The 26,258-nt window shown below is 72.3% G+C and carries 23 protein-coding genes, 1 tRNA gene and 1 pseudogene; 9 read left to right on the forward strand and 16 right to left on the reverse strand.

What is annotated here, in order from left to right; translation table 11 throughout:
- Nucleotides 1-9: 9 nt before the first annotated feature.
- Complete coding sequence (locus tag OHT52_RS11130; protein WP_328719981.1) at nt 10-495, forward strand: GNAT family N-acetyltransferase; 486 nt, start codon at nt 10-12, stop codon at nt 493-495.
- 30 nt (nt 496-525) lie between these two features.
- Here OHT52_RS11130 and OHT52_RS11135 read toward each other — a convergent pair whose 3' ends face one another.
- Together OHT52_RS11135 and OHT52_RS11140 are read right to left on the reverse strand one after the other, a co-directional pair.
- Entirely contained in the window at nt 526-1,428 is a 903-nt protein-coding gene (locus tag OHT52_RS11135) for an RNA polymerase sigma-70 factor (protein WP_328719983.1), read from the reverse strand.
- A 402-nt stretch (nt 1,429-1,830) separates the two neighbouring features.
- Nucleotides 1,831-2,787 (reverse strand): CPBP family intramembrane glutamic endopeptidase, encoded by a 957-nt coding sequence (locus OHT52_RS11140; protein ID WP_328719985.1) that lies wholly within the window; start codon nt 2,785-2,787, stop codon nt 1,831-1,833.
- A 373-nt stretch (nt 2,788-3,160) separates the two neighbouring features.
- On the opposite strand from OHT52_RS11140, the gene OHT52_RS11145 reads away from it, so the two are divergent.
- Nucleotides 3,161-4,417, forward strand: coding sequence for a sensor histidine kinase (locus OHT52_RS11145; protein ID WP_328719986.1), 1,257 nt, complete (start codon nt 3,161-3,163; stop codon nt 4,415-4,417).
- Nucleotides 4,414-5,112, forward strand: coding sequence for a response regulator transcription factor (locus OHT52_RS11150; protein ID WP_328719987.1), 699 nt, complete (start codon nt 4,414-4,416; stop codon nt 5,110-5,112). Before OHT52_RS11145 ends, OHT52_RS11150 begins: the two co-directional genes overlap by 4 nt.
- A 197-nt stretch (nt 5,113-5,309) precedes the next feature.
- Here the strand turns inward: OHT52_RS11150 and OHT52_RS11155 are convergent.
- The 7 genes from OHT52_RS11155 to galU form a co-directional block, all read right to left on the reverse strand.
- Nucleotides 5,310-5,383 (reverse strand) — tRNA-Ala (locus tag OHT52_RS11155).
- A 129-nt stretch (nt 5,384-5,512) separates the two neighbouring features.
- Nucleotides 5,513-6,742, reverse strand: coding sequence for a divisome protein SepX/GlpR (sepX, locus tag OHT52_RS11160; RefSeq protein WP_328719988.1), 1,230 nt, complete (start codon nt 6,740-6,742; stop codon nt 5,513-5,515).
- Between the two features lie 165 nt (nt 6,743-6,907).
- Nucleotides 6,908-7,513 (reverse strand): GNAT family N-acetyltransferase, encoded by a 606-nt coding sequence (locus OHT52_RS11165; RefSeq protein WP_328719989.1) that lies wholly within the window; start codon nt 7,511-7,513, stop codon nt 6,908-6,910.
- Between the two features lie 17 nt (nt 7,514-7,530).
- Complete coding sequence (locus tag OHT52_RS11170) at nt 7,531-8,082, reverse strand: MogA/MoaB family molybdenum cofactor biosynthesis protein (protein ID WP_328719990.1); 552 nt, start codon at nt 8,080-8,082, stop codon at nt 7,531-7,533.
- Nucleotides 8,079-8,579, reverse strand: coding sequence for a cyclic pyranopterin monophosphate synthase MoaC (gene moaC / locus OHT52_RS11175; RefSeq protein ID WP_328719991.1), 501 nt, complete (start codon nt 8,577-8,579; stop codon nt 8,079-8,081). The genes OHT52_RS11170 and moaC overlap by 4 nt, the downstream gene beginning before the upstream one ends.
- Before the next feature lie 123 nt (nt 8,580-8,702).
- Nucleotides 8,703-10,013, reverse strand: a complete 1,311-nt coding sequence (gene glp / locus OHT52_RS11180; protein ID WP_328719992.1) for a molybdotransferase-like divisome protein Glp — start codon at nt 10,011-10,013, stop codon at nt 8,703-8,705.
- 4 nt (nt 10,014-10,017) lie between these two features.
- Complete coding sequence (gene galU, locus OHT52_RS11185; RefSeq protein ID WP_328719993.1) at nt 10,018-10,920, reverse strand: UTP--glucose-1-phosphate uridylyltransferase GalU; 903 nt, start codon at nt 10,918-10,920, stop codon at nt 10,018-10,020.
- A gap of 94 nt (nt 10,921-11,014) precedes the next feature.
- Here galU and OHT52_RS11190 point away from each other — a divergent pair, with 94 nt between their 5' ends.
- The gene (locus OHT52_RS11190; protein ID WP_328719994.1) at nt 11,015-11,620 is read left to right on the forward strand and encodes a 5-formyltetrahydrofolate cyclo-ligase; all 606 of its coding nucleotides are present in this window, start codon (nt 11,015-11,017) and stop codon (nt 11,618-11,620) included.
- 27 nt (nt 11,621-11,647) lie between these two features.
- Here the strand turns inward: OHT52_RS11190 and OHT52_RS11195 are convergent, their stop codons facing one another.
- Nucleotides 11,648-14,407 carry a penicillin acylase family protein gene (locus OHT52_RS11195; protein ID WP_328719995.1) on the reverse strand — a complete coding sequence of 920 codons (2,760 nt, stop codon included), beginning with the start codon at nt 14,405-14,407 and terminating at the stop codon, nt 11,648-11,650.
- A 278-nt stretch (nt 14,408-14,685) separates the two neighbouring features.
- Between OHT52_RS11195 and OHT52_RS11200 the strand changes: the two are divergent.
- From OHT52_RS11200 to OHT52_RS11220, 5 genes and pseudogenes are all read left to right on the forward strand, one after another.
- A pseudogene (locus tag OHT52_RS11200) lies at nt 14,686-16,125 on the forward strand (potassium/proton antiporter); the annotation flags it as partial.
- A gap of 791 nt (nt 16,126-16,916) precedes the next feature.
- Nucleotides 16,917-18,197, forward strand: a complete 1,281-nt coding sequence (locus tag OHT52_RS11205; protein WP_328719996.1) for an MFS transporter — start codon at nt 16,917-16,919, stop codon at nt 18,195-18,197.
- Nucleotides 18,198-18,263: 66 nt separating this feature from the next.
- Nucleotides 18,264-18,620, forward strand: a complete 357-nt coding sequence (locus OHT52_RS11210) for an FmdB family zinc ribbon protein (RefSeq protein ID WP_328719997.1) — start codon at nt 18,264-18,266, stop codon at nt 18,618-18,620.
- A gap of 236 nt (nt 18,621-18,856) precedes the next feature.
- Nucleotides 18,857-19,741, forward strand: coding sequence for an S-methyl-5'-thioadenosine phosphorylase (locus OHT52_RS11215; RefSeq protein WP_328723695.1), 885 nt, complete (start codon nt 18,857-18,859; stop codon nt 19,739-19,741).
- A 180-nt stretch (nt 19,742-19,921) separates the two neighbouring features.
- Nucleotides 19,922-20,623, forward strand: a complete 702-nt coding sequence (locus tag OHT52_RS11220) for a hypothetical protein (protein ID WP_328719998.1) — start codon at nt 19,922-19,924, stop codon at nt 20,621-20,623.
- Nucleotides 20,624-20,697: 74 nt separating this feature from the next.
- Here OHT52_RS11220 and OHT52_RS11225 read toward each other — a convergent pair whose 3' ends face one another.
- Genes OHT52_RS11225 through OHT52_RS11250 form a run of 6 tightly spaced genes read right to left on the reverse strand, consistent with a single transcriptional unit; the run spans nt 20,698 to nt 26,234 of the window.
- The gene (locus OHT52_RS11225; RefSeq protein WP_328719999.1) at nt 20,698-20,943 is read right to left on the reverse strand and encodes a hypothetical protein; all 246 of its coding nucleotides are present in this window, start codon (nt 20,941-20,943) and stop codon (nt 20,698-20,700) included.
- Between the two features lie 44 nt (nt 20,944-20,987).
- Nucleotides 20,988-21,365, reverse strand: coding sequence for a hypothetical protein (locus tag OHT52_RS11230; protein ID WP_328720000.1), 378 nt, complete (start codon nt 21,363-21,365; stop codon nt 20,988-20,990).
- Nucleotides 21,362-22,105: a Rieske (2Fe-2S) protein gene (locus OHT52_RS11235; RefSeq protein ID WP_328720001.1), complete on the reverse strand. Its 744-nt coding sequence runs from the start codon at nt 22,103-22,105 to the stop codon at nt 21,362-21,364. The genes OHT52_RS11230 and OHT52_RS11235 overlap by 4 nt, the downstream gene beginning before the upstream one ends.
- A complete protein-coding gene (locus tag OHT52_RS11240) occupies nt 22,102-22,704 on the reverse strand; it encodes a 4Fe-4S dicluster domain-containing protein (RefSeq protein WP_328720002.1) in 603 nt (200 codons plus the stop codon). Before OHT52_RS11240 ends, OHT52_RS11235 begins: the two co-directional genes overlap by 4 nt.
- Nucleotides 22,705-22,710: 6 nt before the next feature.
- Nucleotides 22,711-25,068: a molybdopterin oxidoreductase family protein gene (locus tag OHT52_RS11245; protein ID WP_443046551.1), complete on the reverse strand. Its 2,358-nt coding sequence runs from the start codon at nt 25,066-25,068 to the stop codon at nt 22,711-22,713.
- Complete coding sequence (locus tag OHT52_RS11250) at nt 25,065-26,234, reverse strand: MFS transporter (RefSeq protein ID WP_328720004.1); 1,170 nt, start codon at nt 26,232-26,234, stop codon at nt 25,065-25,067. The genes OHT52_RS11245 and OHT52_RS11250 overlap by 4 nt, the downstream gene beginning before the upstream one ends.
- Nucleotides 26,235-26,258 lie beyond the last annotated feature (24 nt).

Below are 26,258 nucleotides of genomic sequence, written 5' to 3' on the forward strand. Positions count from 1 at the left end.
CTTACCTGCGTGAATATCCAGCCCCGGTCGTACGACCATCCCGACGCCGTCAAGCTCAACGACGAGGTCCAGCTCGAATACATCGAGCGGTACCAGGACGGCGGCGACCAGACCTACCTCGACCCGACCATGTTCGATCCGCCCCACGGCCTGTACCTCCTCGCCTACGACGAGCGGGAGCGCCCGGTGGCGACCGGCGGCTGGCGCGCCATGGAGCGGAACGAGGAGGGGTACGCCGACGGCGACGCCGAACTCAAGCGGATGTTCGTCGTACGGGAGGGACGTGGCCAAGGTCTCGCCCGCCGCATCCTCTGCCTGCTGGAGGAGGACGCCCGCGCCGCGGGCCGCACGCGCATGGTCCTGGAGACCGGCGACAAGCAGCCCGAGGCCATCGCGCTGTACACGTCGAGCGGCTACACGGTCTGCGAGAAGTTCGGCCACTACCGGACGTACGAGAACAGCATCTGCATGGCCAAGCCGCTCCAGGAGTCCTGACAGCGGCGCGACCGAGGAGGCCGCAGCCCCTCAGCCGCGCGGCCGGAACGGCCGGTCGGGCAGGGGCACCCGCTCCAGCTTGTCGGGGTTGCGGACCACCCGGATGCCCACGATGCCGGCCGGGCCCGTCTCCAGTACGAGGACGTCGTCGGTGACCCCCGCCACGGTGACCAGCAGGCCGGGCTCGCCGTTCACGTCGACCCGGTGGTACCCCGTGTCGGGCAGCGGCGAGGACATCACGCCCAGCAGCCAGCGGGCCACCTTGTCCGCGCCCCGGACCGGCCGCAGCGCCGCCTGGACCTTGCCCCCGCCGTCCGACCAGACAGTCACGTCGGGTGCCAGCATCCCCAGCACCCGGTTCAGGTCGCCGCCGACGCACGCCGCCAGGAACTCGTCGGTGACCTTGCGGCGCACCTCGGGCGCCGCCTCGTAACGCGGCCGGCGCGCCCGTACGTGCGAGCGCGCCCTGCTGCCGGCCTGGCGTACCGCCGGCTCCGTGCGGTCGATCATCGCGGCGATCTCCGCGTACGGGTAGCCGAAGACCTCCTTGAGGACGAAGACGGCCCGCTCCAGCGGCGACAACGACTCCAGCACCACCAGCATCGCCAGCGAGATCGCCTCCGCCTGCTCCACCGCGTCGCTCGCGTCGGGCGTGGTGACCAGCGGTTCGGGCAGCCACGGCCCGACGTACGCCTCCCGCCGGACGGTCGCCGAGGTCAGCCGGTTGAGCGAGAGGTTGGTGATCGTACGGGCCAGGTAGGCGCCGGGGCTGTCGATCCGGGCGTGGTCGACCTTGCTCCAGGACAGCCAGGTGTCCTGGAGCATGTCCTCGGCGTCCGCCGCGCTGCCGAGCATCCGGTACGCGATGCCGAACAGGGCCGCGTGGTGCTCCTGGAACCGGGCGAGTACCTCGTCGATCGGTACACGGGCCATGACGGGTGCCTCCGGGTCGGTCGTGAGGTGTCTTCCGCAGCAGTGACAGGACAGCGCCGCACGATGTGACATGCCCCGGCCGGTGGGCCCCCGCCCGCCGGAGCAGGCTACCGGGGGGCGAGCGGCTTGACCCGGGGTGGTCTCCGCAGTCAGCACCCCCTGGCAGCCCTCTCACCCTGGTGACGGCCGACAACGCCGACGGGCGCCGCCGTACCGCGACCGCTGAGAGCTCCGAGCGGTGTTCCGTACGCACGGCGGCCGTCCGTCCCGGCGGGTACGGACGACGAGGCGCCCACCGCCAGGTACGCGGTGGGCGCCTCGGGGCTTCCGGCCCGACCGGACGGGGCGGGCCGGCGGTACCGCCGGTCTCCCGTCACCACGTCCCTCTCGACCGGGGACTCCTCACCGGGCCGCTCCCGCCGTTCCGTCGGGGCCACCGTCGCCACGGCCCCGTCCCACGATCCGGCCCCTGCGCTTGGCGGTCATCAGGAACAGCACGGTGGGTACGGCGCACACCAGGATGGCGAAGATGCTGGCCTCCGGGCCGAAGGCCCCGCCGGACAGGATGTCGGGTCCGCTGACGGAGGCGTCCAGCAGACCTCCGGTGCCGGTCCCGGAGCCAGAGACGGCGGTACCGAAGATGCCCTGCTCCGCCATGTTCCAGCCCAGGTGCACGCCGATCACCAGCCACAGCGAGCGGGTGGCGGCGTAGATCGCGCCGAACATCAGCCCCGCCTCGACGGCGATGGCCAGCGCGCCCCAGACGGTCGCGTCCTTGTTGACCAGGTGCAGGGAGCCGAAGGCGAGCCCCGAGACGGCCACCGCCCCGTACGTCCCCGTCTTCTCCTCCAGTACCCGGAACAGCGCGCCCCGGAAGGCCAGTTCCTCGGCCACCGACAGGCAGCTCATCAACCCCAGGGTGGTCAGCGCGCCACCGATCGAGCCCCAGCCCTGGACGTGGTAGCCGCCGACCAGCGCGACCGACGCGATCGTGACGGAGAAGAGACCCAGCCCGAGCAGGGCCCCCTGGCGCAGTTCCGGCCGCGCCCGGTCCAGTGCGAGCTCCCGTGGCCTGCGGCGGCCCTCCAGGTAGCGCACCAGAGCGACGTACGCGGCCACGGCCAGCCCGCCCGTCACCACCCCGGTGATCAAGGCGGTCAACGCCGTACCGTCGGCCGCTCCGTTGACCGCGGCGGCGATCGCGTCCACGGCCAGCATGGCCACGAACATCACCGGCAGGCGCACCCACGCCGAGGCGGCCCACCGCGCGGGGCGCCCGGTGCTCTCCCCTGCGGCCGCGGCCGGGTGGACGTCGCCGCCTGACGGCCGTGCCGCCGACGAAGTTGTGCTGAACAGCATGGCTGCCTCCTCAAGGTCCCGCTCGCAGCGGGCGGTCCGCGTTCCCGATGCCGGAAAACTACGGGCCGCGCCCCCTTCGGATCGTCACCGTGGGGTGGGCACTTGGCGCGTGGGCGGGTCCCCCGGGCGAGCTACCCGGCCCTCCCCCTCCGGAGGGATGCCCCCGCCCGTCACCAGGCACTACGGTCGCCGTGCGAGGCCGTACGAGGCCGTACGACCGCTCGGCCCCCGCTCCACGCCGAAGGCCGGGGACGCGGGACAGCGGGGTAAGTGGGGTTTCCCCAACGGCCGTTCAACGGCTCCGGACCGATGCGTCCGTCGCCGCACCCACCGATCGGACCCACCGGTCGGACCCACCGATCATGGACGAGGCATGGAAGACCGAGCAGTTCGTGCCCCCGGGCGTACGGCATCCTCCGCGAGCCCACTGGCCGACGCCCTGGCCCAGCTCCGCCGGCTGGCGCGATGGTGGGGATCGCGCCCCGCCGCCCTCAGGGACCGCGAGTTCGCCGTCGTCTTCACCCTGCTGTCCTTCGCGGCGCCGCTGTCGGGGATCGGGGCGCGGTTCGGCGACCTCCCCACCCACGAGGCCTCCGTCGCGAGCGTGCTGCTGACCCTGGGGCAGACCCTGCCGCTCGCGGTGCGCACCCGCCGGCCGGCCTTCTGCCTCGCGGTGACCGCGGGTTCGTTCGCGGTTCACGAGTCCCTCGGCGGCCCGCCGACCTTCGGCAGCATGGGGCTGTACATCGCGCTGTACTCGACCGGCGCCCACCAGGACCGGCTGCGGCGGTCCGTCGCGCTGGCGGCCACGGGCGGGTACGCGGTCTTCTGCGTCGTCCTGCACACGCAGGGGTCACCCGATGACCTGGGCGATTTCCTGCTCTACTACGCGGTTCTGGCGGTGCTGTGGGGCCTGGGCGTCCTGGTCCGCGAGCGGCGGGCGCACGAGGCCGAGCGGCGGCGGCTCGCCACCCAGGCGACCATTGCCGAGGAACGCAGCCGTCTGGCGCGGGAGTTGCACGACGTGGTGACCCACCACGTGACCGCGATGGTCGTCCAGGCCGGCGCGGCGAAGTACCTCACCGCGGCGCCCGAGCGCCTCGACGAGGCTCTCGACGCCATCAACGGCACCGGCCGCCGCGCGCTGGCCGAACTACGCTTCCTGCTCGGCGTGCTGGAGGCGACCGGCGAGCCGGGGCCCCGGGAGCGCACGCCGATGCCGGGCCGGGTGCCGGACCTGGTGGAACAGACCCGCGCGGGTGGCCAGCCGATCGAGCTGGCCGAGGAAGGAGAACAACCGGACATGGCGATGGCAGCCCGACTCACCACCTATCGCGTCGTGCAGGAATCCCTGACGAACGCCGTGAAGTACGCGGCGGGACACCGGACACGCGTCCGACTGGCGCACACCCCCGGCTGGACGGACGTCGAGATCACCACGGCCGGCGCGGCCCGGGGTGCGCCCGTCTCCGCCGCCCCGCGGGGTGCCGGCCCGCACGTCTCGGGAGGCCGCGGTCTGGCCGGGCTGCGGGAACGGGTGGAGATGCTGGGGGGCGAGTTCACGGCGGGTCCCGCCCCGGACGGCGGGTTCCGGGTGCACGCGCGCATCCCGGCGGGAGGTGCCGCATGAGCACCTCGCCCACCGCCATCAAGCTGCTGGTCTGCGAGGACCAGGCCCTCGTACGCGCCGGCTTCGTCACGATCTTCTCGGCCCAGCCCGACATGGAGGTCGTGGGAGAGGCGGCGGACGGGCGGGCCGCGATCCGCATGGCGGAGGAGCTGAGACCCGACGTCGTCGTCATGGACATCCGCATGCCCCTGCTCGACGGCATCGAGGCCACCCGCCACCTGGCGGGCCCCGACGCCCTCAGCCCGGCGAAGGTCCTGGTCGTCACGACCTTCAACGTCGACGAGTACGTGTACGAGGCCCTGCGCGCCGGCGCCAGTGGCTTCCTGCTGAAGGACGCCGCACCGGACGAACTGCTGGGCGCCGTACGCACCGTCGCCCGTGGCGAGTCCCTCCTGTCCCCGGTCGTCACGCGCACCCTGATCGGCCGCTTCGCCGAACGGCTGCGCCCGGCCGGCGCCCCCGCGTCCCCCGAACGCGAACGCCTCACGGCGCTCACCCCGCGCGAACGCGAGGTTTTCCTGCTCATCAGCGAAGGGCTGTCGAACTCCGAGATAGCCACCGAGCTGGTCCTCAGCCCGGAGACCGTGAAGACCTACGTCTCCCGCATCCTCACCAAGCTGCAACTCCGGGACCGCGTCCAGGCGGTGGTGCTGGCGTACCGGGCGGGACTTGCCCCGGGAGGCGACCGGGCCTGACATCCGGTCCGCCGGTGCGCACCAGGGCGCCACGGCACCCCGGCACCCCCGCACCCCCGGACACGGGGACGCCCCGGAGAACCCGGGTCCGGGAGGCGGGCGGACCGCAAGCCCCGGAAACGCCAAGATCCCGCCCGGTCTTCCGACCGGGCGGGATCTTGTGACGTCCACGAGAGCTACTCGCGAACTGTCGTCTGTGGACCTGTGGGGATTTGAACCCCAGACCCCCTCGATGCGAACGAGGTGCGCTACCAGACTGCGCCACAGGCCCTTGCGACGAGTGAAACTCTAGCACCCTCCAGGGGGTGCTTGGAAATCCGTTCCCCGCTGGTCAGGGGTGCCGGGCTTCCGGGGCCCTCCCGCCCGGACTCTCCCGGGCGGAAGGACCGTCCCGCTGCCGTCATTCGTTGGCGGCACGGGGTCGGTCCTCCTCGTCGTCGTACTGGTCGAAGAGAGGGGTGCGGCCCCGGTCGCGGGAGCGACGGGCGTCGGGCCGGTGGCGGGGGGTCTGGTCCACGTCCGGGACGGCCGGGTCCGGCAGGGCGGGCTCGGCGGTGCTGGAGCGGGCGGCGCTCCAGGTCTCCGGGTCGTTGACCTCGACGCCGCCGGAGGCGCGCGGGGCGACCGGGGCGGTGACGTACGTCGGCAGCGGTACGGGGACCGGCTCCCAGCTGTCGCCCTGGGCCCGGCCGCGTTCGCGCTGCTGGTCCACCCACTCCGCGTGGTCCGTCTGCTCGACGAGGGCCCGGCGGCCGGCCTCCTGCGGGGAGACGGTCGGAACGGGCACCGGGTCGGCCGGACGGTGCGCGTCGGATTCCTCGTCGGGCTCGACCGCGGGCGCCGTCTGCTGATGGCGGCGCGGGCGGTTCTCGCGCAGGCGCTGCGCCGCGTCCTCGGCCCGGCGGCGGTCCATGGTGAAGACGAACCGCCTCCGCTCCTGGGCGCGCAGGTGCACGATGTAGGCGCTGAGCATCACCGCGGGCGCGGCGGGGGCCCAGAGGAAGGCGAGGCCGCCGACCGCCGCGACGATGGCGCCGGCGGTGAAGACGAGGAAGAGGATGCTGGTGGTACGCCGGCGCCGGGCCAGTACCTGGGAACGCTGGGCGCGACGGACGCGTTCGGCGTCCTCGGCTCCGCCCCGGGCGCGCTGCGCCGACTGCGCGGACGCCGACGGCGCGACGCGCTGCTCGGGAGGCCGCCCGGCGGCCGGACGTTGCGCCGCGGGGCGGTTGCGGGGGTCGTTCCGCTCCTGCGCGCCATGCGCCGGTTGCGCCGGGTGCTCCACCGCCGGGCGTCCGAACGCCCGGCCGGCGGCCTGCGCCGGACCGAGGATCCTGGCTTCGGTGTGCGCTCCGGGCGCGGCGAAGGCCCGGACGTCGACGGACTCCATCCGGTCCGTCTCGGCGTCCGGGTCGGCGACCGGTTCCGCCTCCTCGGCGCCACGCTCCCGCAACCCCTTGGCGTAACGACGCTCCATCGCCGCCCGTCCGGACAGCAGCCGGATGGCGGTGCTGAAGCGTTCCGTCGGACGCGCTTCGTTGAGTTCGTCCTGCCTTCGGAGCCACATCGGCACCAAGTAGGCGGCCCAGGCCCCGACGATGACTGCGTAGATGAGGCCGCTGCTGCTCACGCTCACACCGTAGAGGGGTTTGCACGGCGGCATCCGCCAATTGCCACGGTGTGTCGCACGATCAGGCTGATATCACGGGCCTTTTTTGTGATTGTTCAGACCAACGAGTGACGCCTCCGGCGCTTAATGCGACAACAAGGCGTTCATTTCGAACGTGCATTTGATTTATGGGGTGTGCGTCCCCGGCCTCGACCGGTGCCAGCGCCGTAGCAGCCCGTCGGCCGCCTCCTCCGACGTGAGCGCGTAGACGAGGTGGTCCCGCCAGGCGCCGTCGATGTGGAGATAGCGGGGGCGCAGCCCTTCCTCGCGGAATCCGAGTTTCTCCACGACCCGGCGGCTCGGCCTGTTCTCGGGGCGAATGCAGATCTCGAGGCGGTGCAGCCCGACCCGGCGGAAACAATGGTCGGTGGCGAGTGCCACGGCGGTGGGCATGACACCGCGACCCGCGACGTCCTGGTCGACCCAGTAGCCGATGTGCGCCGAACACATCGAGCCCCAGGTAATGCCCGCGACGGTCAACTGGCCGACGAGACGGCCCTCGTACTCGATCGCGAACGGCAGCATCCGGCCGGCTCTCGCCTCGGAGCGCAGGTGCCGGACCATCTGCCGGTACGTGGGCCGGCGGATCACCGGGCCACCGGGGACGGGCGGCGGGACGGTGGCCTCCCAGGGGCGGAGCCAGTCGCGGTTGCGGCGGTTGACCTCGCGCCAGACGTTCTGGTCGCGCAGGCGTATCGGCCGCAGCGTCACCTCCCCGTCCTTGAGGAGCACCGGCCAGAGGGGCGCGTTCAGGACGGGCTCCCGGGCAGGGGGTGGTCGCCGCCGCGCAGTTGGTCGACGGCGTGCGTCACGATCCGGCCGAGGACGGCGAGCCCGTCGCGCACCCCGCCGGTCGAACCGGGCAGGTTCACGATCAGCGTGCGCCCGGCGACCCCGGCGAGCCCTCGGGAGAGCGCCGCGGTCGGCACGGCGGCGCGGTTCTCGGCGCGGATCGCCTCCGGGATGCCGGGTACCTCGTGGTCCAGCACCCGCCGGGTCATCTCCGGAGTGAGGTCGGTGGGCGAGATGCCGGTGCCGCCCGTGGTCAGGATGACGTCGTAGCCGGTGGCGATCCCGGCGCGCAGCGACAGCTCCACCGGTTCGCCGTCCGGCACGACCAGCGGTCCGTCCGTGGCGAAGCCGAGAGCGGTGAGTCCGTCGACGAGGACCGGTCCGCCCTTGTCGGCGTAGACACCCGCGGCGGCGCGGTTGGAGGCGGTGATGACGAGGGCGGTGTACGGGGCCGGGCCGGGGCCCTCGGACGGGTCGCCGCCGGCGGGCGGGAAGCCGGAGGCGCTCACGCGTCCGCTCCGCTCGGCTCCGGGCGTACCCAGTCGCCGGACTTGCCGCCGGACTTGGCCTCGACCCGTACGTCGGTGATGACGGCCGCCTTGTCGACCGCCTTGACCATGTCGATCACCGTGAGCGCGGCGACCGTGACCGCCGTCAGCGCCTCCATCTCGACGCCGGTGCGGTCCGTGGTCTTCACCGTGGCGCTGATCTCGACGGCGTCGTCCGCCACGCTCAGGTCGACCTCGACGCCGGAGACGGCGAGCGGGTGGCAGAGCGGGACGAGGTCGGGGGTGCGCTTGGCTCCCATGATCCCGGCGATCCGCGCGGTGGCGAGGGCGTCGCCCTTGGGGACTCCCTCGCCCCGCAGCAGTTCGATCACCCGCGGCGAGACGAGGACCCGGCCGCTCGCCCGGGCGACGCGCGCCGTGACGTCCTTCGCCGAGACGTCGACCATGCGGGCCGCGCCAGCCTCGTCGATGTGCGTCAGCCTGTTCTGCGTACTCAACTCACTCCGCCTAGCGGTAGGGCGCCGTTCGCCCGCGCGGCCCGCACCGGAGTGCGGGCCGGGGGCCCGGGGTACGTCCCCCGGTGAGGCAGCGGCAGACACCGTACCGCCACCGTGGCCGTCTCAGCGGAGCAGGACCACTTCGGTCTCCGTGCCGGGCTCCACGGAGGTGACGTCCTCGGGGATCACGATCAGCGCGTCCGCCCGCGCCAGCGCGGCGATCAGGTGCGAGCCGGAGCCGCCCACGGGGACGACGGTGCCCGACACCTCGTCGTAGGTGCCGCGCAGGAACTGCCGCTTCCCGGCCGGGGAGGTGAGCGGCACTGAGGTGGTGAGGGCGGCGCGGACGGTGGGCCGGCGCACCTCTTCCAGGCCCATCAGCGCGCGGATCGCCGGGCGGACGAAGAGTTCGAAGGAGACGTAGGCGGAGACCGGGTTGCCCGGGAGAGCCAGCAGCGGGGTGTGGTCGTGGCCGATGGAGCCGAAGCCCTGGGGCTTGCCGGGCTGCATGGCGAGTGTGCGGAAGTCGATGCCGCTGCCGGGCTCGTCCTCGTCGCCGACCGAGGAGAGCGCCTCCTTGACGACGTCGTACGCGCCCACGCTGACGCCTCCGGTGGTGACCACCAGGTCGGCCCGGATGAGCTGGTCCTCGATCGTGGTGCGGAGGGTCTCGGCGTCGTCGGTGACCGCGCCGACGCGGTAGGCGAGGGCACCGGCGTCGCGGGCGGCGGCGGTGAGCGCGTAGCTGTTGGAGTCGTAGATCTGTCCGCCCGCCAACTCTTCTCCGGGCTGGACGAGTTCGCTGCCGGTGGAGACGACGACCACGCGGGGGCGGGGGCGGACCTTGACCGTGGCGCGGCCGATCGCGGCGAGCAGGCCGATCTGCGGCGGCCCGAGGACCGACCCGGCCGCGAGGGCCAGGTCACCCGGCTTCACATCGCTGCCGGAGGCCCGGACGTGGGCACGGGCTTCGGCGGCGCGGTACACCCTGACCTCACCGCTCGCGCCCTCGGGGGCATCCCGGTGGGCGCGCATGGTCGCGGCGGGTCCCTCGCCCGTACCGCCGTCCGTCCACTCGACGGGGACCACCGCCTCGGCGCCCTTGGGCAGCGGGGCGCCGGTCATGACACGGGCGGCCTGGCCGGGGCCGACCGCCCCGCCGTCGGGGAGCCCGTCGCTGCCGGCCGCCACGTCGCCGACGACGGTGAGCACCGAGGGGAACTCCTCGCTCGCCCCGGTGACGTCGGCGACCCGGACCGCGTAGCCGTCCATGGAGCTGTTGTCGAAGGGGGGCAGCGCGATCCGCACCACGACGTCCTCGACCAGTACGCACCCTTGAGCGTCGGCCAGTTGCAGCTCGATGGGTTCGAGCGGCCCGACAGCGCCCAGGATGTCGGCGAGGTGCTCGTCGACCGACCAGATCGTGCTGCTCACAGTGCTACATCTCCTCGTTGACGTAACGGCGGAGCCAGGTACGGAAGTCCGGGCCCAGGTCCTCGCGTTCGCACGCGAGCCGCACGATGGCCCGCAGGTAGTCGCCCCGGTCGCCGGTGTCGTATCGGCGCCCCTTGAAGACGACGCCGTGCACGGGCCCGCCGATCTTCTCGTCCGCGGCGAGCAGCTGGAGGGCGTCGGTGAGCTGGATCTCGCCGCCCCGGCCGGGCTCGGTCCGTCGGAGTATGTCGAAGACGGCGGGGTCGAGCACGTACCGGCCGATGATGGCGAGGTTGCTGGGCGCGTCGGCCCGGTCGGGCTTCTCCACCAGGCCGGTGACCCGGACGACGTCGTCGGTGGCGGTGCCGTCCACCGCGGCGCAGCCGTACATGTGGATCTGTTCCGGATCGACCTCCATCAGCGCGACGACGCTGCCGCCCTCGCGCTCCTGGACCTCCACCATCCGCGCCAGCAGCGCGTCGCGCGGGTCGATGAGGTCGTCGCCGAGGAGGACCGCGAACGGCTGGTCGCCGACGTGCGGGGCGGCGCACAGCACGGCGTGGCCGAGGCCGCGGGGGTCGCCCTGGCGGACGTAGTGCATGGTGGCGAGGTCGCTGGACTCCTGTACCTTCGAGAGGCGTTCGTCGTCCCCCTTGCGGGTGAGCGCGGATTCCAGCTCGTAGTTCCGGTCGAAGTGGTCTTCCAGCGGACGCTTGTTCCGTCCGGTGATCATCAGTACGTCGGAGAGACCCGCCGTGACGGCTTCTTCGACGACGTACTGGATGGCCGGCTTGTCGACGACGGGCAGCATCTCCTTGGGAGTGGCCTTCGTGGCCGGCAGGAAGCGGGTGCCCAGACCTGCGGCCGGGATGACGGCCTTGCTGATCCTGGGTGTCGACTCAGTCATGCGCTGAACCATAACGGTTGCGTACGAACGGACGATGATCCACTGGTTAACTTTGTGGTCATACGCACCCATATGAGAAAAGTGTGAGCTTCCTATGACCGACGAGTCGTCCGACGCCCCGTCCGCGAAGACCGCCCTGCGGCGTGAGCTCCTCGCCGCGCGGGCGGCGTTGACCACCGGGGAACTCGCCGGCTCCGCCGCCGCCCTGGCCGGTACCGCGCTCACCCTGCCCGAACTCTCCGGTGCCCGGACCGTCGCCGCCTATGTGTCGGTGGGGAGCGAGCCGGGTACCCGCGCGCTGCTCGACCTGCTGCGGGCACGGGGCGTACACGTCCTGTTGCCGGTGCTGCTGCCCGACGACGACCTGGACTGGGCGGTGTACGAGGGTCCGGACCGGCTGCTGAAGGCGGGACGCGGGCTGCTCGAACCCGGCGGCCCCCGGCTCGGCCCTCCGGCCGTCCTCGACGCGGACGCTGTACTGCTGCCCGGCCTCGCGGCCGACACCCGGGGCATGCGGCTCGGCCGGGGCGGGGGCAGTTACGACCGGGTGCTGGCCCGGCTCGCCGCGGCGGGGGCGCATCCGGCGCTGGTGGTGCTGCTGTACGACGACGAGGTGGTCGCGCGGGTTCCGGCGGAACCGCACGACCACCCCGTGGACGCCGTCGTCACTCCGGCCGGAACCCGCCGCTTCGGCCGGTGACCGGCCGCCGCGCGCTCCGGCCCCGGGTCAGCCGGTGGCCGCAGCCGGCTTGAGGGTCAGCGTCTCGGCCGTCGAGGCGCTGACCGCGTCGGCGCCGAAGGACCAGTCGAGCAGTTCGCCGTTGACCCACTTGTCCGTCTGGTCGGTGTAGTGCGCGCTGAACGCGTGCCCGGAGGCGCCGGTCAGGTTGATCCAGCGGGACTTGTCCCAGTCACCGACGTTCAGCACCATCCGCATCGACGGCACCCAGATGACGTCGTAGCCGCCGGCCGCGTTCCAGCCGGTGGCGTCGACCGCCGCCTCGCCACCGCCGAGGTTCCACGGACCGCGGTTCAAGGCCTTCTGGAGCAGGCCGGGACCGGAGGTGCCGAGGGTCTGGTTCTTCAGCGTCAGCTGGTGCAGCCGGCCCCAGCTCCAGGTGGAGATGTCCTTGCCGAGCTTGGCGGTCAGCTCCCAGCGGGCGTCGTCCATGGCACGGGCGAACAGCTGGTCGCGGTTGTTGATGGCGGTCTCGCGGCCCTGGGCCGGAACCTTCCACCAGTCGTTGTCCTCGTCGTCCAGGATCTTGGAGACGACCTCGTTCCAGCGGTCGCCGCCGTCGGGCTGCGCCGAGTCGGCGTCGCGCTGGCCGCATTCACGGACGAGCTTGTTCTGCTCGTCGACGGGCCCGGTGGAGTCGGCCCGGGTGACGTAGATGCAGTCGCCCTCGACGCGCATCTCCTTGGGCAGCTTGTCGCCGAAGGCCAGCATCAGGATGTTGCGCCAGACGCCGTTGAAGTACGCGGCGGCGGCCGAGTCGGAGTCCTGGGTGTAGTCCCAGCCCTCCAGCAGCTTCTGCGCCTCGCGGACGTCCTTGTCGGCGATGTTGATGCTCAGCAGCTTGGGCACCAGCAGCGCGGCGATCTCGCTGGTGTTGTCCATCTGCATCTTCGTCATGTCGTCGGTCGAGATCTTCTCGCCGCCCTTGATCTTCGACGCGATGAGGTCGTTGATGCGCTGGCTGCGGGTCCCGTAGCCCCAGTCCTTGGTGAGCAGCTCGGGGTACTTCTCGTCCACGACCGCCTGGTTCGCGGTGACGATGTAGCCACGCTCCGGGTTGTACTCGTACGGCAGCTCGCTGAAGGGGATCGGGTCCTTCTCCCAGCCGTACTTCGAGGACCAGCCGGGCATCGGCATGGTGCCGTCACCGGACTTGCGGACCGGGATCCACCCGGGTGCCTGGTAGCCGATGTTGCCCTTGGTGTCCGCGTAGACGAGGTTCTGGGAGGGGACCTCGAAGTGCTCGGCGGCCTCGCGGAAGGACGCGAAGTCGTCGGCGCGGTCCAGCTCGAAGACGGCGTCCATGGAGTGGCCGGGCTGGAGCGCGGTCCACTTGAGCGAGACGGCGTACCCGGACGCGCGGTCGGGGGCGGCGCCGGCGACCGGGGCCTTCTGGCCGACCTTCTCCAGCTCGCCGCTCCGGTCCGAGACGACGGGGCCGTTGTTGGTCTCGCGGACGGTGATCTTCCGGCTCTTTCCGCCGGCGACCTTGATGGTCTCCTCACGGGTGGTGAAGGGGACCGTCTTGCCGTCGTAGAGGTAGCCGTCGGTGGAGACCTTCTCCAGGAAGAGGTCGGTCACGTCGGCACCGAGGTTGGTGAGCCCCCAGGCGACGTCCTGGTTGTGACCGATGATCACCCCGGGCATGCCCGAGAAGGTGTATCCGGCGGTGTCGTACTGGCACTTCGCCGAGACCTCGCGGCAGTGCAGCCCCATCTGGTACCAGAGCGAGGGCAGCATCGGCGCCAGGTGCGGGTCGTTCGCCAGCAGCGGCTTGCCGGTGGTGGTGTGGGAGCCGGAGACGACCCAGGAGTTCGACCCGATGCCGTTGCCGTTCGGGCCGAGCAGCGCCGGGATCTCGTCCAGGGTGTCGGAGAGCGCGCCGAGCTGGGTATTGAGTCCCTCGGTGGCACCGGTGACGGTGTCCCCGTCCACGGTCGAGTCGCTCGCCTCGGCGTCCGGGTCGAACTCGCCGGTGGCGGAGGAGACCGCGCCCTCGCCGACGATCGTCTCGTGCTTGTCGTACGGGTACTCGGGGTACAGGTCCGCGATCTGCTTCGCCGTGAGCCTGCTGGTCATCAGCGAGCGGTCGATCTCGTCCTGCATGTTGCCGCGCAGGTCCCAGGCCATCGCCTTCAGCCACGCGACCGAGTCGACCGGAGTCCACTCGGTGGGCTTGTAGTCGTTGGTCAGGTTCAGCGCCGCGTACTCGACGGAGATGTCCTTCCCGTCCTTGCCCTTCAGATACGCGTTGACGCCGTCCGCGTACGCCTGGAGGTTCTTCTTGGTGTCGGCGCTGAGGACCTTGTCGTACTCCTCCTGCGCGACCTTCCGCCAGCCGAGCGTGCGGAGGAAGGAGTCGGTCTCCACCTGGCTGGAACCGAACATCTCGGAGAGCCGCCCGGCCGTCATGTGACGGCGGACGTCCATCTCGTAGAAGCGGTCCTGCGCCTGGACGAAGCCCTGGGCGCGGAAGAGGTCGGCGTCGGTGTCCGCGTAGACCTGGGGGATGCCGTAGTCGTCGCGTTTGACCTCGACGTCTCCGGTCAGGCCGGGGACCTCGATCGTTCCTGTGGTCTGCGGGTACGAGGCCCGGACCGTGGCGACGGACCAGTACGCGCCGTACCCGACGCCCGCGACCAGCGCCAGGACCAGGACGATCACGATGAGGCGGGCGCGTCGCCCCTTCTTCCGGCCGGATTTCTTCGCAGCGGAAGGACCGGCAGAGACGGTTGTGTTGGCGGGCATCGCTGTCCTTCGCGGGGCAGGGTGGTCCTGGGAGTGCAAGGGCAACCATAGGCGCAGCGCCGATCCGACTCGGACGCGGTGGGGGGCTGCGGTCATCCGCACACAGGTCGTACACAAAATCGAAGGCGTCAAGAAAGCGTTAAAGATTAGGTAAGGTAACGAAGTACCTACCCGCCGGGAACCTGCCCGGCGGTCGTACGCGGGGAAGGAAGCGCGCCCTGACTGTCCACACGCTCAACGAACTCCTGCTGGTCTCGTCGCTCGTCCTGCTCGTCGCGGTGGCGGCGGTCCGGATCTCGTCACGCAGCGGGCTCCCCAGCCTGCTCCTGTACCTCGGGATCGGCATCGCGCTGGGACAGGACGGCATCTTCGACGTCCAGTTCGACAACGCGGAACTCACCCAGGTGATCGGCTACGCCGCCCTGGTAGTGATCCTCGCCGAGGGCGGACTGGGCACGAAATGGAAAGAGGTCAGGCCCGCGCTTCCGGCTGCGGCCGTGCTCTCCACCGTGGGCGTGGGCATCAGCGTGGGAGTCACCGCGGCGGGGGCCCACTACCTCGTCGGGCTGGAGTGGAAGCAGGCGCTCATCATCGGCGCGGTCGTGTCCTCGACGGACGCGGCCGCCGTCTTCTCCGTACTCCGCAGAGTGCCGTTGCCCTCCCGGATAACGGGTGTGCTGGAGGCCGAGTCCGGCTTCAACGACGCCCCGGTGGTCATCCTCGTCCTCGCGTTCTCCACGATCGGCCCGGTCGAGCACTGGTACGTCCTGATCGGCGAGATAGCGCTGGAACTCGCCATCGGCGCGGCCATCGGCCTCACCGCCGGCTGGCTCGGCGCCTACGCGCTCCGCCACGTCGCGCTGCCCGCCTCCGGCCTCTACCCGATCGCCGTGATGGCCATCGCGGTCACGGCGTACGCCGAGGGCGCCATCGCGCACGGCAGCGGGTTCCTCGCCGTGTACCTGGCCGCCATGGTGCTCGGCAACTCCAAACTGCCGCACTGGCCGGCCACCCGGGGCTTCGCCGACGGGCTCGGCTGGCTCGCCCAGATCGGCATGTTCGTCCTGCTCGGCCTGCTCGTCACCCCGCACGACCTGCTCGACGACTTCTGGCCCGCGGTGGTCGTGGGCCTGGTGCTCACCGTGGTGGCCCGGCCGCTCTCGGTCTTCCTGAGCCTGGCGCCGTTCCGGCTGCCCAAGCGCGAGAAGACCCTGATGTCGTGGGCGGGACTGCGCGGCGCCGTCCCCATCATCCTCGCCACCATCCCCATGGTGGCCGGCATCGACGGCTCCACCCGCGTCTTCAACATCGTCTTCGTGCTGGTCATCGTCTACACACTGATCCAGGGCCCGACGCTGCCCTGGCTCGCCAAGGCGCTGAAGATCGCCGAGGACCCCTCCGAAGCCGCCGACCTGGGCATCGAGTCCGCCCCCCTGGAGCGGTTGCGCGGGCACCTGCTCTCCGTCGCGATCCCGGCGAGGTCGAAGATGCACGGCGTGGAGGTGGGCGAGCTGCGCCTCCCGGCCGGCTCCGCCGTCACCCTGGTGGTCCGGGACGGTACGAGCTTCGTACCCGCCCCCGCGACCGTGCTGCGGCGCGGCGACGAACTCCTGGTGGTCTCGACCGACCCGGTGCGCGACGCGACCGAGGCCCGGCTCCGGGCCGTCGGCGAGGGCGGCAAGCTGGCCGGCTGGCTGGGCGCGGGGCAGCGTCCGGGCGGCGCGGCGGACGGCGATGCCGTGGCCCGGCTCGCCCGGGCCACCCACCTGGACCGGCTCGCGAACACGATGCAGCGGCTCAGCGGCGCGGCGGACGGGCCCGCGCCCGAACCGAAGGCCCGACGGGGCGGCGCGGCGGCGGCCCGAGCGGCAGGGGCCGCCCGCGTGGCGGACGCCCCGGGGCGTCCGGAGAAGGACGGGCGGCGGGAGAAGGGCGCGCGTACGGAGAAGGCGGGGCGGCCGGAGCCGGGCGGGCGGGCCGCCGGGCAGGGCGGGCGGGCCTCGGCGAAGGGCGCGCCCGCGCGGGACCGGAAGAGCCCGGGGCGCGCCGAGCACCCCGAGCGCCCGGAACGTCACGGGGGCGGGGATCGGCCGGGGGCGGGCGACCACTCGGAGGGGCCGACCGCACGACGCTGACGGAGCGGTCGGACACGGCACGGCCGCACCGGTCCGTATACGACCGGTCCGCGGTCCTGTGGGACCACTCGCCCTGGCGTACGCCGTGCGGCGCGGTGCGTACGCCGTGCGGCGCGGTGCGTACGCCGCCGTGCTCCCCGTACCGCTTCCCCGCCGCCCCTGGTCGCCGCGACTTCCGGCTGTAACATGAGGCCGACCTGATCGACCAACTCTGTCTGATGCAGAGCTGGCGCGACCGTATGGCGGTCGTGGCGTCGCTCCGCACTCCTTGAGCGGGACGCCCGGCATCTACCGCAGTTCCGCGCGAAGAGGACAGCTCTCGGCAGCCCCCGTACCCCGGGCGCGGTGCCACCAGGCGGCAGAAAGGCACGGCCGTGGCGTCCACGGTCCCCGTCCGTCCCGGATACGGGCAACTCCTGCGCACCCCCGGTGCGTGGACCTTCCTGCTCCCGGGCTTCGCCGCCCGGCAGCCCTTCGCGATGCTGACCATCGGCATCGTCCTGCTCGTCCAGCACACCACCGGCTCCTACGGCAGCGCGGGCGCCGTCGCGGCCGTCTCCGGTGTCTCGATGGCCCTGTTCGCCCCGCAGAGCGGCCGGCTGGCGGACCGGTTCGGGCAGCGGACCGTGCTGCTGCCCGGCGTACTGGTGCACGCGGTGTCGGTCGGCGCACTGACGGCGCTCGCGCTGGCGCACGCGCCCCTGTGGGCGCTCTTCGCCGCCGCCGTACCGACCGGTGCCTCGATCCCGCAGATCGGCCCCATGGTGCGCGCCCGTTGGGCGGCGCTGCTGGGGCCCGCACCCGGCCGTCCGGCCTCCCCGCTGATGGCGACCGCCGCCGCGTTCGAATCGGTGACCGACGAGTTCACCTTCGTCCTGGGGCCGGTCCTCACCACGGCGCTCTGCACCGGCGTGCACCCGGCGGCCGGGCTGGTCACCGAAGCGACGCTGACCTTGCTCGGCGGGGCGCTCTTCGCGGCGCGGCGCTCCACCGAGCCCGCCCCGCACTCCCCCACCGCGGACTCCGCGCCGCGTACCTCCGCCCTCGCGGTCCCCGGCGTCCGGGTGCTCGCCGTCACCTTCCTGGGCATCGGCGCGGTCTTCGGCGGCATGCAGGTCTCGCTGACCGCCTTCGCCGAGGAGATCGGCCACCCCGGGGTGAACGGCCTGCTGTACGGAGTCTTCGCCTCCGGCAACATGCTGGCCGGGATCGTCTGCGGCGCCGTCGCCTGGAAGCGCGGCCCCCGCCGCAGACTCGTCGTCGGGTACGCCGCCCTGACCCTGACCGCGTCCGCGCTCTGGGCGGTGCACTCCGCGCCGCTGATGGCCGGGCTCGGCTTCCTGGTCGGGCTCTCCGTCGCGCCCGCGCTGATCAGCGGGTACACCCTGGTCGACGCGCTGGTCCCGGCCTCCGCCCGGACCGAGGCCTTCACCTGGCTGACCGGCTCGGTGGCCCTGGGGCAGGCGGCGGCCGTCACGGTGGCCGGCCGGCTGGCCGACGAACGGGGCGCGAGCAGCGGATTCGTCGTGCCGCTGGTGGCCACGGTGCTCGCGCTGGCGACCCTGCTGATCCTGCGTTCGCGGCTTCTGCCGACCGCGTCCGCGCGGGCCGTGGCACGTGGGATCGGTCACCGGGAGCCGGTCACGGTGGACTGATTCCACGGAATAGGTCAGTATGGAACGTCGTTAGCACTCACTGAGTGAGAGTGCCAGGAGGAGCAAGTGCCGACCTATCAGTACCAGTGCACCGAATGTGGCGAAGGCCTTGAGGCGGTGCAGAAGTTCACCGATGACGCCTTGACCGTGTGCCCGAACTGCAATGGACGCCTCAAGAAGGTGTTCTCCGCGGTCGGCATCGTCTTCAAGGGTTCCGGTTTCTACCGGAACGACAGTCGTGGATCGTCGTCGAGCAGCACCCCTGCTTCGCCGTCCACGAAGTCGTCCGACTCCGCTTCGAAGTCGTCGTCCTCGTCGGGCTCCGACTCCGGCTCGTCGTCGTCTTCGGCTTCCACCGCTTCGGCCTCGTCGTCGGCCGGTTCGTCGGCCTCCTCGACCTCGTCGAGCGGCTCGGCCGCCTGAGACGGGCCGCACCAGACAGCTCCACCACGTACACAGCTTCACCGGGACTCCGCCGATCACCTCGGCGGAGTCCTCGTGCTGTCTCCCGTCAGGGCGTGTGCCGAAAGTCCCGCCGGACCCGCCGTCCGTCCGGAGGGCGGGTCCGGCGGGACTTTCGGCACACGCCCTAGCCTGACAGCATGGTGAACGCAGGCACGATCACGGACGCGGGTACGCGCCGGGCCGGGGGGGACGTCATGAGCACTGGTGCGGGTACGGGTTCGGCGGCGGTGCCGGGCGCGGCCTCCGGGCCCCGCGCGGAGATCGGCATCATCGGGGGTTCGGGCTTCTACTCCTTCCTGGACGATGCCACCGAGGTCCGGGTGAAGACGCCGTACGGGGACCCCAGCGACTCCGTGTTCCTGGGCGACATCGCCGGTCGCCGGGTCGCCTTCCTGCCCCGGCACGGCGGCGGCCACCACCTTCCGCCGCACCGCATCAACTACCGGGCCAACCTCTGGGCGCTGCGCTCGCTCGGTGTGAGCCAGGTGCTCGGCCCCTGCGCGGTCGGCGGGCTGCGGCCCGAGTACGGCCCGGGCACACTGCTCGTCCCGGACCAGCTGGTCGACCGCACCAAGGCGCGCACCCAGACCTACTACGACGGCGAACCGCTGCCCGACGGCACGGTGCCGAACGTGGTGCACCTCGGATTCGCCGACCCGTACTGCCCCCGGGGGCGCGCCGCCGCACTCGCCGCCGCGCGCGGACAGGACTGGGACGCGGTGGACGGCGGGACGCTGGTGGTGGTCGAGGGGCCGCGCTTCTCGACCCGCGCGGAATCGCGCTGGCACGCGGCGATGGGCTGGTCGGTGGTGGGGATGACGGGCCACCCCGAGGCGGTGCTCGCCCGTGAGCTGGGCCTCTGCTACTCCACGATGGCCCTGGTCACGGACCTGGACGCGGGGGCCGAGGCGGGTGAGGGGGTCTCCCACGAGGAGGTGCTCCAGGTGTTCGCCGAGAACGTGGACCGGCTGCGCTCGGTGCTCTTCGACGCGGTGGGCCGACTGCCCTCCGAGGAGAACCGCGACTGTGTGTGCGCCCGTGCGCTGGACGGGCTCGACACGGGGATCGCGCTGCCGTAGCCGCAGGGGCGCGGGCTCGGCGCCGGGGGGCCCGGGTCCGTTTCACCCCTGCGGGTGGCGAACTTTTCCACAACCGGTGGACGGTCCACAGGCCTCAGCGGAATCCGCGCTCACGGGGGAGGGTGAGGGGGCCCGGCCGGGACGTCCGGCGGGCATTCCGTACACACCGCAGGTGACGCCATGTTCCCGAACACGACGACCCGTCCGCCCGTGGGCCCCGCGGCCCCGTACCCGGACTCCGCCGCCGGGCCCGCCCGGACCGCCCCCGCCCAGGCCGCCCCGGGGTGGGCACGTCCCGGCGGGACCGCCCGGCTCCCGTCACCCGTACCGCCCCGGTGCGCGGTCCCGGACTTCCCGCCGCTGCGGGTGCGGGGCGGCGGCGGCACGCTCCGTCTGCGACGCGCGCTGTACGGCCGGCAGCGCGCCCTCGCGGCGGGCTTCGCGCTGGTGGCAGCCGCTCTCGCCGCGTCGGGCCTGGGTGCCGCGCAGGGCCGGGCCGCGAGCGCGGCGGGTCCGGAGCGGGCGCGTCCACCGGTCCGTCTGGTGTCCGCGCCGGTGCGGATCACGGACGCGGCGACGGTGCGGCTGCTGCGTCCCGGCGACCGGGTGGACGTGATCTCCGCTCCGGCGTCCGGGGACGGTGCCCGGGTGGTGGCGCGCGATGTACGGGTACGCCGCGTCCCGGGCGCCCACGGGCCGGGCACGGCGCGCGCCGACTGGCCGCCGCCCTCCGGCGGGGAAGACCCGGGCGGCGGATATCCGGGCGGGGGCGATCCCGGCGGGGGCGCGCTGGTGATGCTGTCGGTGACCCGCGAGACGGCGGTGGCCCTGGCCGGAGCCCATGCGTCGGGCGAGCTGCTGGTGGCGGTGTCCGATGCGTGACGGCGCGGCCACGGCCCTCGCGCCGCCCGGAGTCACGGCCCTCGCACGGCCCGGGACTTCGCCGGGCCGGTGGCTCAGATGTGGTGCGGGGGCTTCTCTTCGAGGAAGCGGGCGAGGTCCGCGGCGCCGCCACCGGCCGAAGGCCGGCCTCCCCAGCCCTGGTCCGTGTCGTCGGACGACTGCTGATCCAGCGGATCGCCGAAGTCCAGCTTCGGCCGCGGCCTGGCCTGCTCCGGCTTCGGCTTCGGCCGCGCCGACTCGGGCCGCTCGGGGTTCTTCGGCTGCGGCTCGCTGGGTCCAGGGGCGGGGACGGTGCTCATGCCTCCAGGGTACGGCGGCGGGAGCACCGGCCCCCGCGCCCCGGTCAGCGGTCCTTCGGGTCCAGCCACCAGAGCCCGAGGACCACCACGAACGACAGGCAGAGGAAGCCCGCACCCCACCAGGCGGTCCCGGTGTTGCCCTCCATCCACTCGTCGATGATCACCAGCAGGCCCCAGAGCTGGCCGACGACCACGGTCATCGCCAGCACCAGTCGGGCGGTCAGCTTGGCGGACCGCTCCGGCTCCTGGTCGGTGCCGGCCCCGGGGCCGGGCCCGGTGTGCCGGACCCGGGGGTCGCCGTAGCCGCTGGTGGGCCGGATCTGCGGGTAGCGCTCCTTGACGGGCCGGTTGAGTTCGGGCCGGGCACTCCCCGGGTGGTAGTCCGGGTATGCCGGGCCCTCGGGCGGCTGTTCCCCGGTCACGCCCGGCCCCCCGTCTCCGTGTCACGGGCGCGGTGCGCGGACGCCGTTCCGGTGCGTTCCGGTGGCTCGGCGCCCCCGTTCCCGCCCCGGCCCGGTGCTTCGACGCCGTCGGCGGTGCCGGGGCAGTCGAGGCGGCCGGCGAGGCCGGGTTTGGTCTCCCGGAGCTGGCGGCAGACGCCTTCCTCGATGGACTCGCCGGACCGGGTCGTGCCGATCGCCCAGACGCTGCCGTCCGCCTCCTCGGTGACGACCACCTTGGGCAGCCCGCGCGGCGGCGGGCCGGCCGTGACCTCGCCGGTGCGCGCGTCGAAGACGCCCTCGTGGCAGGGGCAGTACAACTCGCCCTCGGTACCCCGGTCCTTCCGCCACAGCACGGCGCAGGCGAGGTGGGTGCAGATGGCGGAGTAGCCGACGAGGGTGCCGTCGTCGAGCCGTACGGCCACCGCCCGGTCCTCCTCGCCCGGGTAGCGGAAGGCGAGGGACTCGCCGGGGAGCAGCCGGGAGGCGATCATCTTGGGCCGGGCCGGCTTGCCGTCGTCGGTGTCGCCGTGGCGGTGCAGGATGCCGGCGGCCACCCCGATGCCGCCGACGGCCAGGCCGCCGGAGACGGTGGTGACGATCCGGAGGTAGTCGCGGCGGGTGGTGAGGGCGTCGGCGGAGATCCGGTCGTGCAGGGCCTCGCGGGGGTCGCCGCCGGTGGGCGGCCGTTCGTTGCCCGGGGGCTGTTCGGTGACGCTCATCGGCGGACGTCCTTACCGTTGATCTCGACGACGGGCAGCCCGCCGGGGACGGGCCACTGGACCTTGTCCGCGGGGACGACCATGGCGACTCCGGTGCGTACCTCGGTCTCGCCGAACACGAAGGTGTCGGCGACCTGGACCCCCGGGCGCTCCGCCTGGAGCTCCTCGACGGTTCCGTAGAAGAGGGCTCCGGTGGGGCAGACGGTGGCGCACATGGGGGCGAGGCCGTAAGCGGTGCGGTCGTAGCAGAGGTTGCACTTCAGCTGGAGCTTCGCGCCGAGGTCGATCTTGGGTACGCCGAAGGGGCAGGCGTTGACGCAGTTGGCGCAGCCGATGCAGCGGGTGGTGTCGGCCTGCTGCACCACGCCGTCGGCCGTCACGAGGATGGCGTCGGCGGGGCAGACCTCGGCGCACGGGGCGACGGGGTCCTCACAGTGCATGCAGACGGTCGGAAGGGAGGCCACGGACCGGCCCTCGTCGGTGTAGTCGAGGTGGATCATCGACTTGCCGCGGTGCGAGTCGCACTCGCGGCAGGCGGAGACGCAGGCCTGGCAGCCGATGCAGCGGCCGGGATCGATGAAGATCGTTCTGCCCATCACGGGGCATCAGCTCCTCTCCGAGGTGCCACGGCCCTGCGGGGACGTGGGGGGCAGCGGGTCGGTCCGGGAGACCTGGGTCTCCGGGTACGCGACGTGTCCGGGGGCGACGGGCGGCGAGGGCACGGTGTCGAGCTCGGAGGCGTGCTCGATGCGGCAGGCGCACACCTTGTACTCGGGGATCTTCGAGCGGGGGTCGAGCGCGTCGATGGTGAGGGCGTTGGCGGACGTGGGGACCGGCCAGTGGTACGGCAGGAAGACGGTGTCGGGGCGGATCGCCTCGGTGACGAGGGCGGGGAAGACCTCGCTGCCTCGCCGGGTGACGACCCGGACGGGTTCGCCGGTGCGGAAGCCGTGGGACGGGTGGACCTCCGCCCAGGGCCGGGGCGTCTGCTCCACGAGGGCGCCGAGCCGGCGGGTCTGGTTGCCGGAGAGGAAGTGCGCGACGGTGCGCCCGGTGGTGAGGGACATCGGGAACTCGTCGCTGTACGGGTCCATCGGCAGGTGCCACTCGACGACCTGGAGGTGGATCTTGCCGTCTTCGTGGTAGGTCCGGCCGTCCTCGAAGAGGCGGGGGGTGCCGGGGTGGTCGGTGGTGGGGCAGGGCCACGCGATGCCTCCGGTCTCCTCCAGCCGTTCGTAGGTGATGCCGTAGTAGTCGATGACGGTGCCCCGGGAGGCGGTGCGCAGCTCCTCGAAGACCTCGCGCGAGTCGGCGAAGGCGAACTTGTCGCCGGCTCCGAGGCGCCGGGCGAGTTCGCACATCACCCACGTATCGGTCCGGACGCCGGGGGGCGGCTCCTGCGCCTTGTTGTGCTTGACGACGCGGGCCTCCGCGTTGGCCATCACGCCGTCGTCCTCGGCCCAGGTGGTGACGGGGAAGACCACGTGGGCGTTGGCGGCGGTCTCGGAGAGGAAGAAGTCGAACTGGGCGTGGAACTCGGTGGCGTCGTACCCCTCCTTGACCACCCGGTAGTTCGGGAGGGAGACGAAGGGGTTGTTGCAGATGCCGATCAGGCCGCGGATCTCGCGGCGCTGCATCTGCCAGACCATCTCCATCATGGAGGTGCCGGCGGTGGGGAGTTCGGACTCCTCGATGCCCCAGACCTCGCAGATCTGGCGGCGGTGCTCCTCGTCGAGGATGGAACGTCCGCCGGGCAGCAGGTCGGCCTTCTGGCCGTGCTCGCGACCGCCCTGGCCGTTGCCCTGGCCGGTGAGGGTTCCGTATCCGGCGCCGGGTTTGCCGATGTGGCCGGTGGCGGCGCAGAGGTTGATGACGGTGAGGCAGTTCTCGACCCCCTGCGAGTGGTGCTCGATGCCCCGGGCATGCCATGCCATGGCCTTGGGTGCGCGGGCGAAGGTCCGGGCGACCTGGACGATCTGCTCGGCGGGAACGCCGCAGATCCCGGCCGCGCGGGACGGCGGGTACTCGGCCGCCTTGGCCTTCACCTCCTCCCAGCCGGTGGTGTGCTCGGCGAGGTACTCCTCGTCGGTGAGCCCCTCCTCGACGATCACGCTGAGCACGGAGTTGAAGAACGCCGAGTCCGTGCCGGGCTTGAGCGCCACGTGGATGTCGGCGGTGCGGGCGACGGCGGTCTCGCGCGGGTCGACGACGATGAGGCTGGCGCCCCGGTCCCGGGCTCCCCAGACGTACTGGGTCAGCACCGGGAAGCACTCGCCGAGGTTGGAGCCGGCGATGAGCAGGCAGTCGGTGAGCAGGATGTCGGAGAAGGGGTTGCCGGCGCGGTCGATGCCGAAGGCGAGTTTGTTGGCCCCGGCGGCGCTGACCATGCAGAGCCGGCCGTTGTAGTCGACGTGCTTGGTCCTGAGCGCGACCCGGGCGAACTTGCCGACCAGGTAGGTCTTCTCGGAGAAGAGGCTGGCGCCGCCGAGGAGGCCGAACGCGTCCTTCCCGTACATCTCCTGGATGCGGCGGATCTCGGAGACGGTGAAGGCGAGCGCCTCGTCCCAGGAGACCTCCGCGAACTCCTCGTCGCGGGAGCGGCGCATCAGCGGGGCGGTGAGCCGGTCGGGGTGGTTGACCTGCTGGTAGGCGTTGATGCCCTTGGGGCAGAGCCGCATCCGGTTGATGTCGTGGTTGCGGGGTTCCACGCCGAAGACCTTGCCGCCGCGGTCGACCCGCAGGTACATCCCGCACTGGACGCCGCAGAAGCAGCAGTGGGTGGGGACGAGGGTCTCGCCGTCCTGGTCGGCGTGCCACTGGTCGGCGGGAATGCCTCCGGCGTCGCGGAACGCGCGGGTGCCGGGAGGGGCGAGGGAGGGGTCGAGGGGCACGGCGGCACGGTGGCCCGACGAAACGGGGGGAACGGCCGCGCCGTGGTCGGCGGCTCGCGGGTCCGCGGTCACTTGAAGCCCTTCTTCACGTGGGTGAGGTAGGCGCTGCCGCGCAGCACCCGCTTGCAGCGCGGGCAGTACTCGGCCCACTCGTCGAAGTCGAGCCGCAGGTCGCGCATGGTGCCGCGGAGGTTCTCGACGTAGGGCCCGGTGTCGATGTCCTGTCCGCAGCGCCGGCAGGCGAAGATCTCGTCCCCCTGGCGGGCGGTGTACTTGAACAGCTGCATGCCGACGGCGGCCGGGCGCTGGACGATGTGGAAGAACTTCCCGAACGGGATGTAGATGAGGGTGAAGACCACGGCGACCATGTGGAGGACGGCGAGGAACTCGTAGCCTCCGCCGTGCAGGAAGATCGACGAGAAGGTGAGCAGCAGTCCGGTGACGGAGATGACGATCAGCGCGATCAGCGGGATCAGGTCGTAGCCGAAGCGCTGTCCGGTGCTGGCGCCGCGGTCCTTCATGCGGCGCCAGAGGAAGTACGAGGCGCCGGGGATGACGAGGACGGCCGCGAGGTCCAGGCCGTGGAACATCACCCATCCGATGAAGCTGAGCGAGTCGAAGCCGAGGATCTTGAAGCCCCAGATCCGCATCTCGTACCCGGGGCCGGAACCGGACCCCGAGGTGAAGGTGAACCAGCCCCAGATCAGCGGGAAGGTGATCAGGGCGGCCAGGACGCAGCCCCAGAAGATCAGTTGGTGGGCGGCCCAGCGGGCGTGCGAGCGAGCGCCGAGGAACTTCTGGAACCCGAGGTAGGTGGCGATCATCTTCGGCAGGGCGGTGGGGGCCTGACGGAAGTTCTCGGCGGAGAAGAGGCTGCGCCAGCCCTGCTTGAAGAGCCGCGCGGCACCGGGGGCGGAGATCCAGACCGTGTAGCGGTAGGCGACGCCGAAGGCCAGGAAGACGCTGGCGACGGCGTAGGGGAGCAGGGCTGAGTCGAAGTTCACCAGCAGTCGGCTGCCGAGGACGATCGCGAGGATCAGCAGGGCCGAGACGGCCGCGCCGACCATGGTCGCCCGCGCGTTGACGGACCCGGGCAGGGCGGCTGCCGCCTTGCGGAGGGCACCGACCGGACCGGACGGGGGCGGCGCGTCGGTGGTCACCCGCGCCGAGACGCCGGACGAGGAGGTGGGATCACCGGGCGTAGGTGGTGCGGCGGAGGCTTCTGGTGGCTCGGTCACTCGACCACCGTAGGTACCTATGGG

Origin of the sequence: Streptomyces sp. NBC_00247, assembly GCF_036188265.1 — a bacterium.
Classification (GTDB): domain Bacteria; phylum Actinomycetota; class Actinomycetes; order Streptomycetales; family Streptomycetaceae; genus Streptomyces.

What these genes read in the sequence shown, in the direction of transcription:
- OHT52_RS11135 (WP_328719983.1), bottom strand. Translation starts at nt 1,428, where the DNA reads ATGGCCCGTGTACCGATCGACGAGGTACTCGCCCGGTTCCAGGAGCAC.
- OHT52_RS11140 (WP_328719985.1), bottom strand. Translation starts at nt 2,787, where the DNA reads ATGCTGTTCAGCACAACTTCGTCGGCGGCACGGCCGTCAGGCGGCGAC.
- OHT52_RS11145 (WP_328719986.1), top strand. Translation starts at nt 3,161, where the DNA reads ATGGAAGACCGAGCAGTTCGTGCCCCCGGGCGTACGGCATCCTCCGCG.
- OHT52_RS11150 (WP_328719987.1), top strand. Translation starts at nt 4,414, where the DNA reads ATGAGCACCTCGCCCACCGCCATCAAGCTGCTGGTCTGCGAGGACCAG.
- galU (WP_328719993.1), bottom strand. Translation starts at nt 10,920, where the DNA reads ATGACTGAGTCGACACCCAGGATCAGCAAGGCCGTCATCCCGGCCGCA.
- OHT52_RS11190 (WP_328719994.1), top strand. Translation starts at nt 11,015, where the DNA reads ATGACCGACGAGTCGTCCGACGCCCCGTCCGCGAAGACCGCCCTGCGG.
- OHT52_RS11195 (WP_328719995.1), bottom strand. Translation starts at nt 14,407, where the DNA reads ATGCCCGCCAACACAACCGTCTCTGCCGGTCCTTCCGCTGCGAAGAAA.
- OHT52_RS11215 (WP_328723695.1), top strand. Translation starts at nt 18,857, where the DNA reads ATGAGCACTGGTGCGGGTACGGGTTCGGCGGCGGTGCCGGGCGCGGCC.
- OHT52_RS11220 (WP_328719998.1), top strand. Translation starts at nt 19,922, where the DNA reads ATGTTCCCGAACACGACGACCCGTCCGCCCGTGGGCCCCGCGGCCCCG.
- OHT52_RS11225 (WP_328719999.1), bottom strand. Translation starts at nt 20,943, where the DNA reads ATGAGCACCGTCCCCGCCCCTGGACCCAGCGAGCCGCAGCCGAAGAAC.
- OHT52_RS11235 (WP_328720001.1), bottom strand. Translation starts at nt 22,105, where the DNA reads ATGAGCGTCACCGAACAGCCCCCGGGCAACGAACGGCCGCCCACCGGC.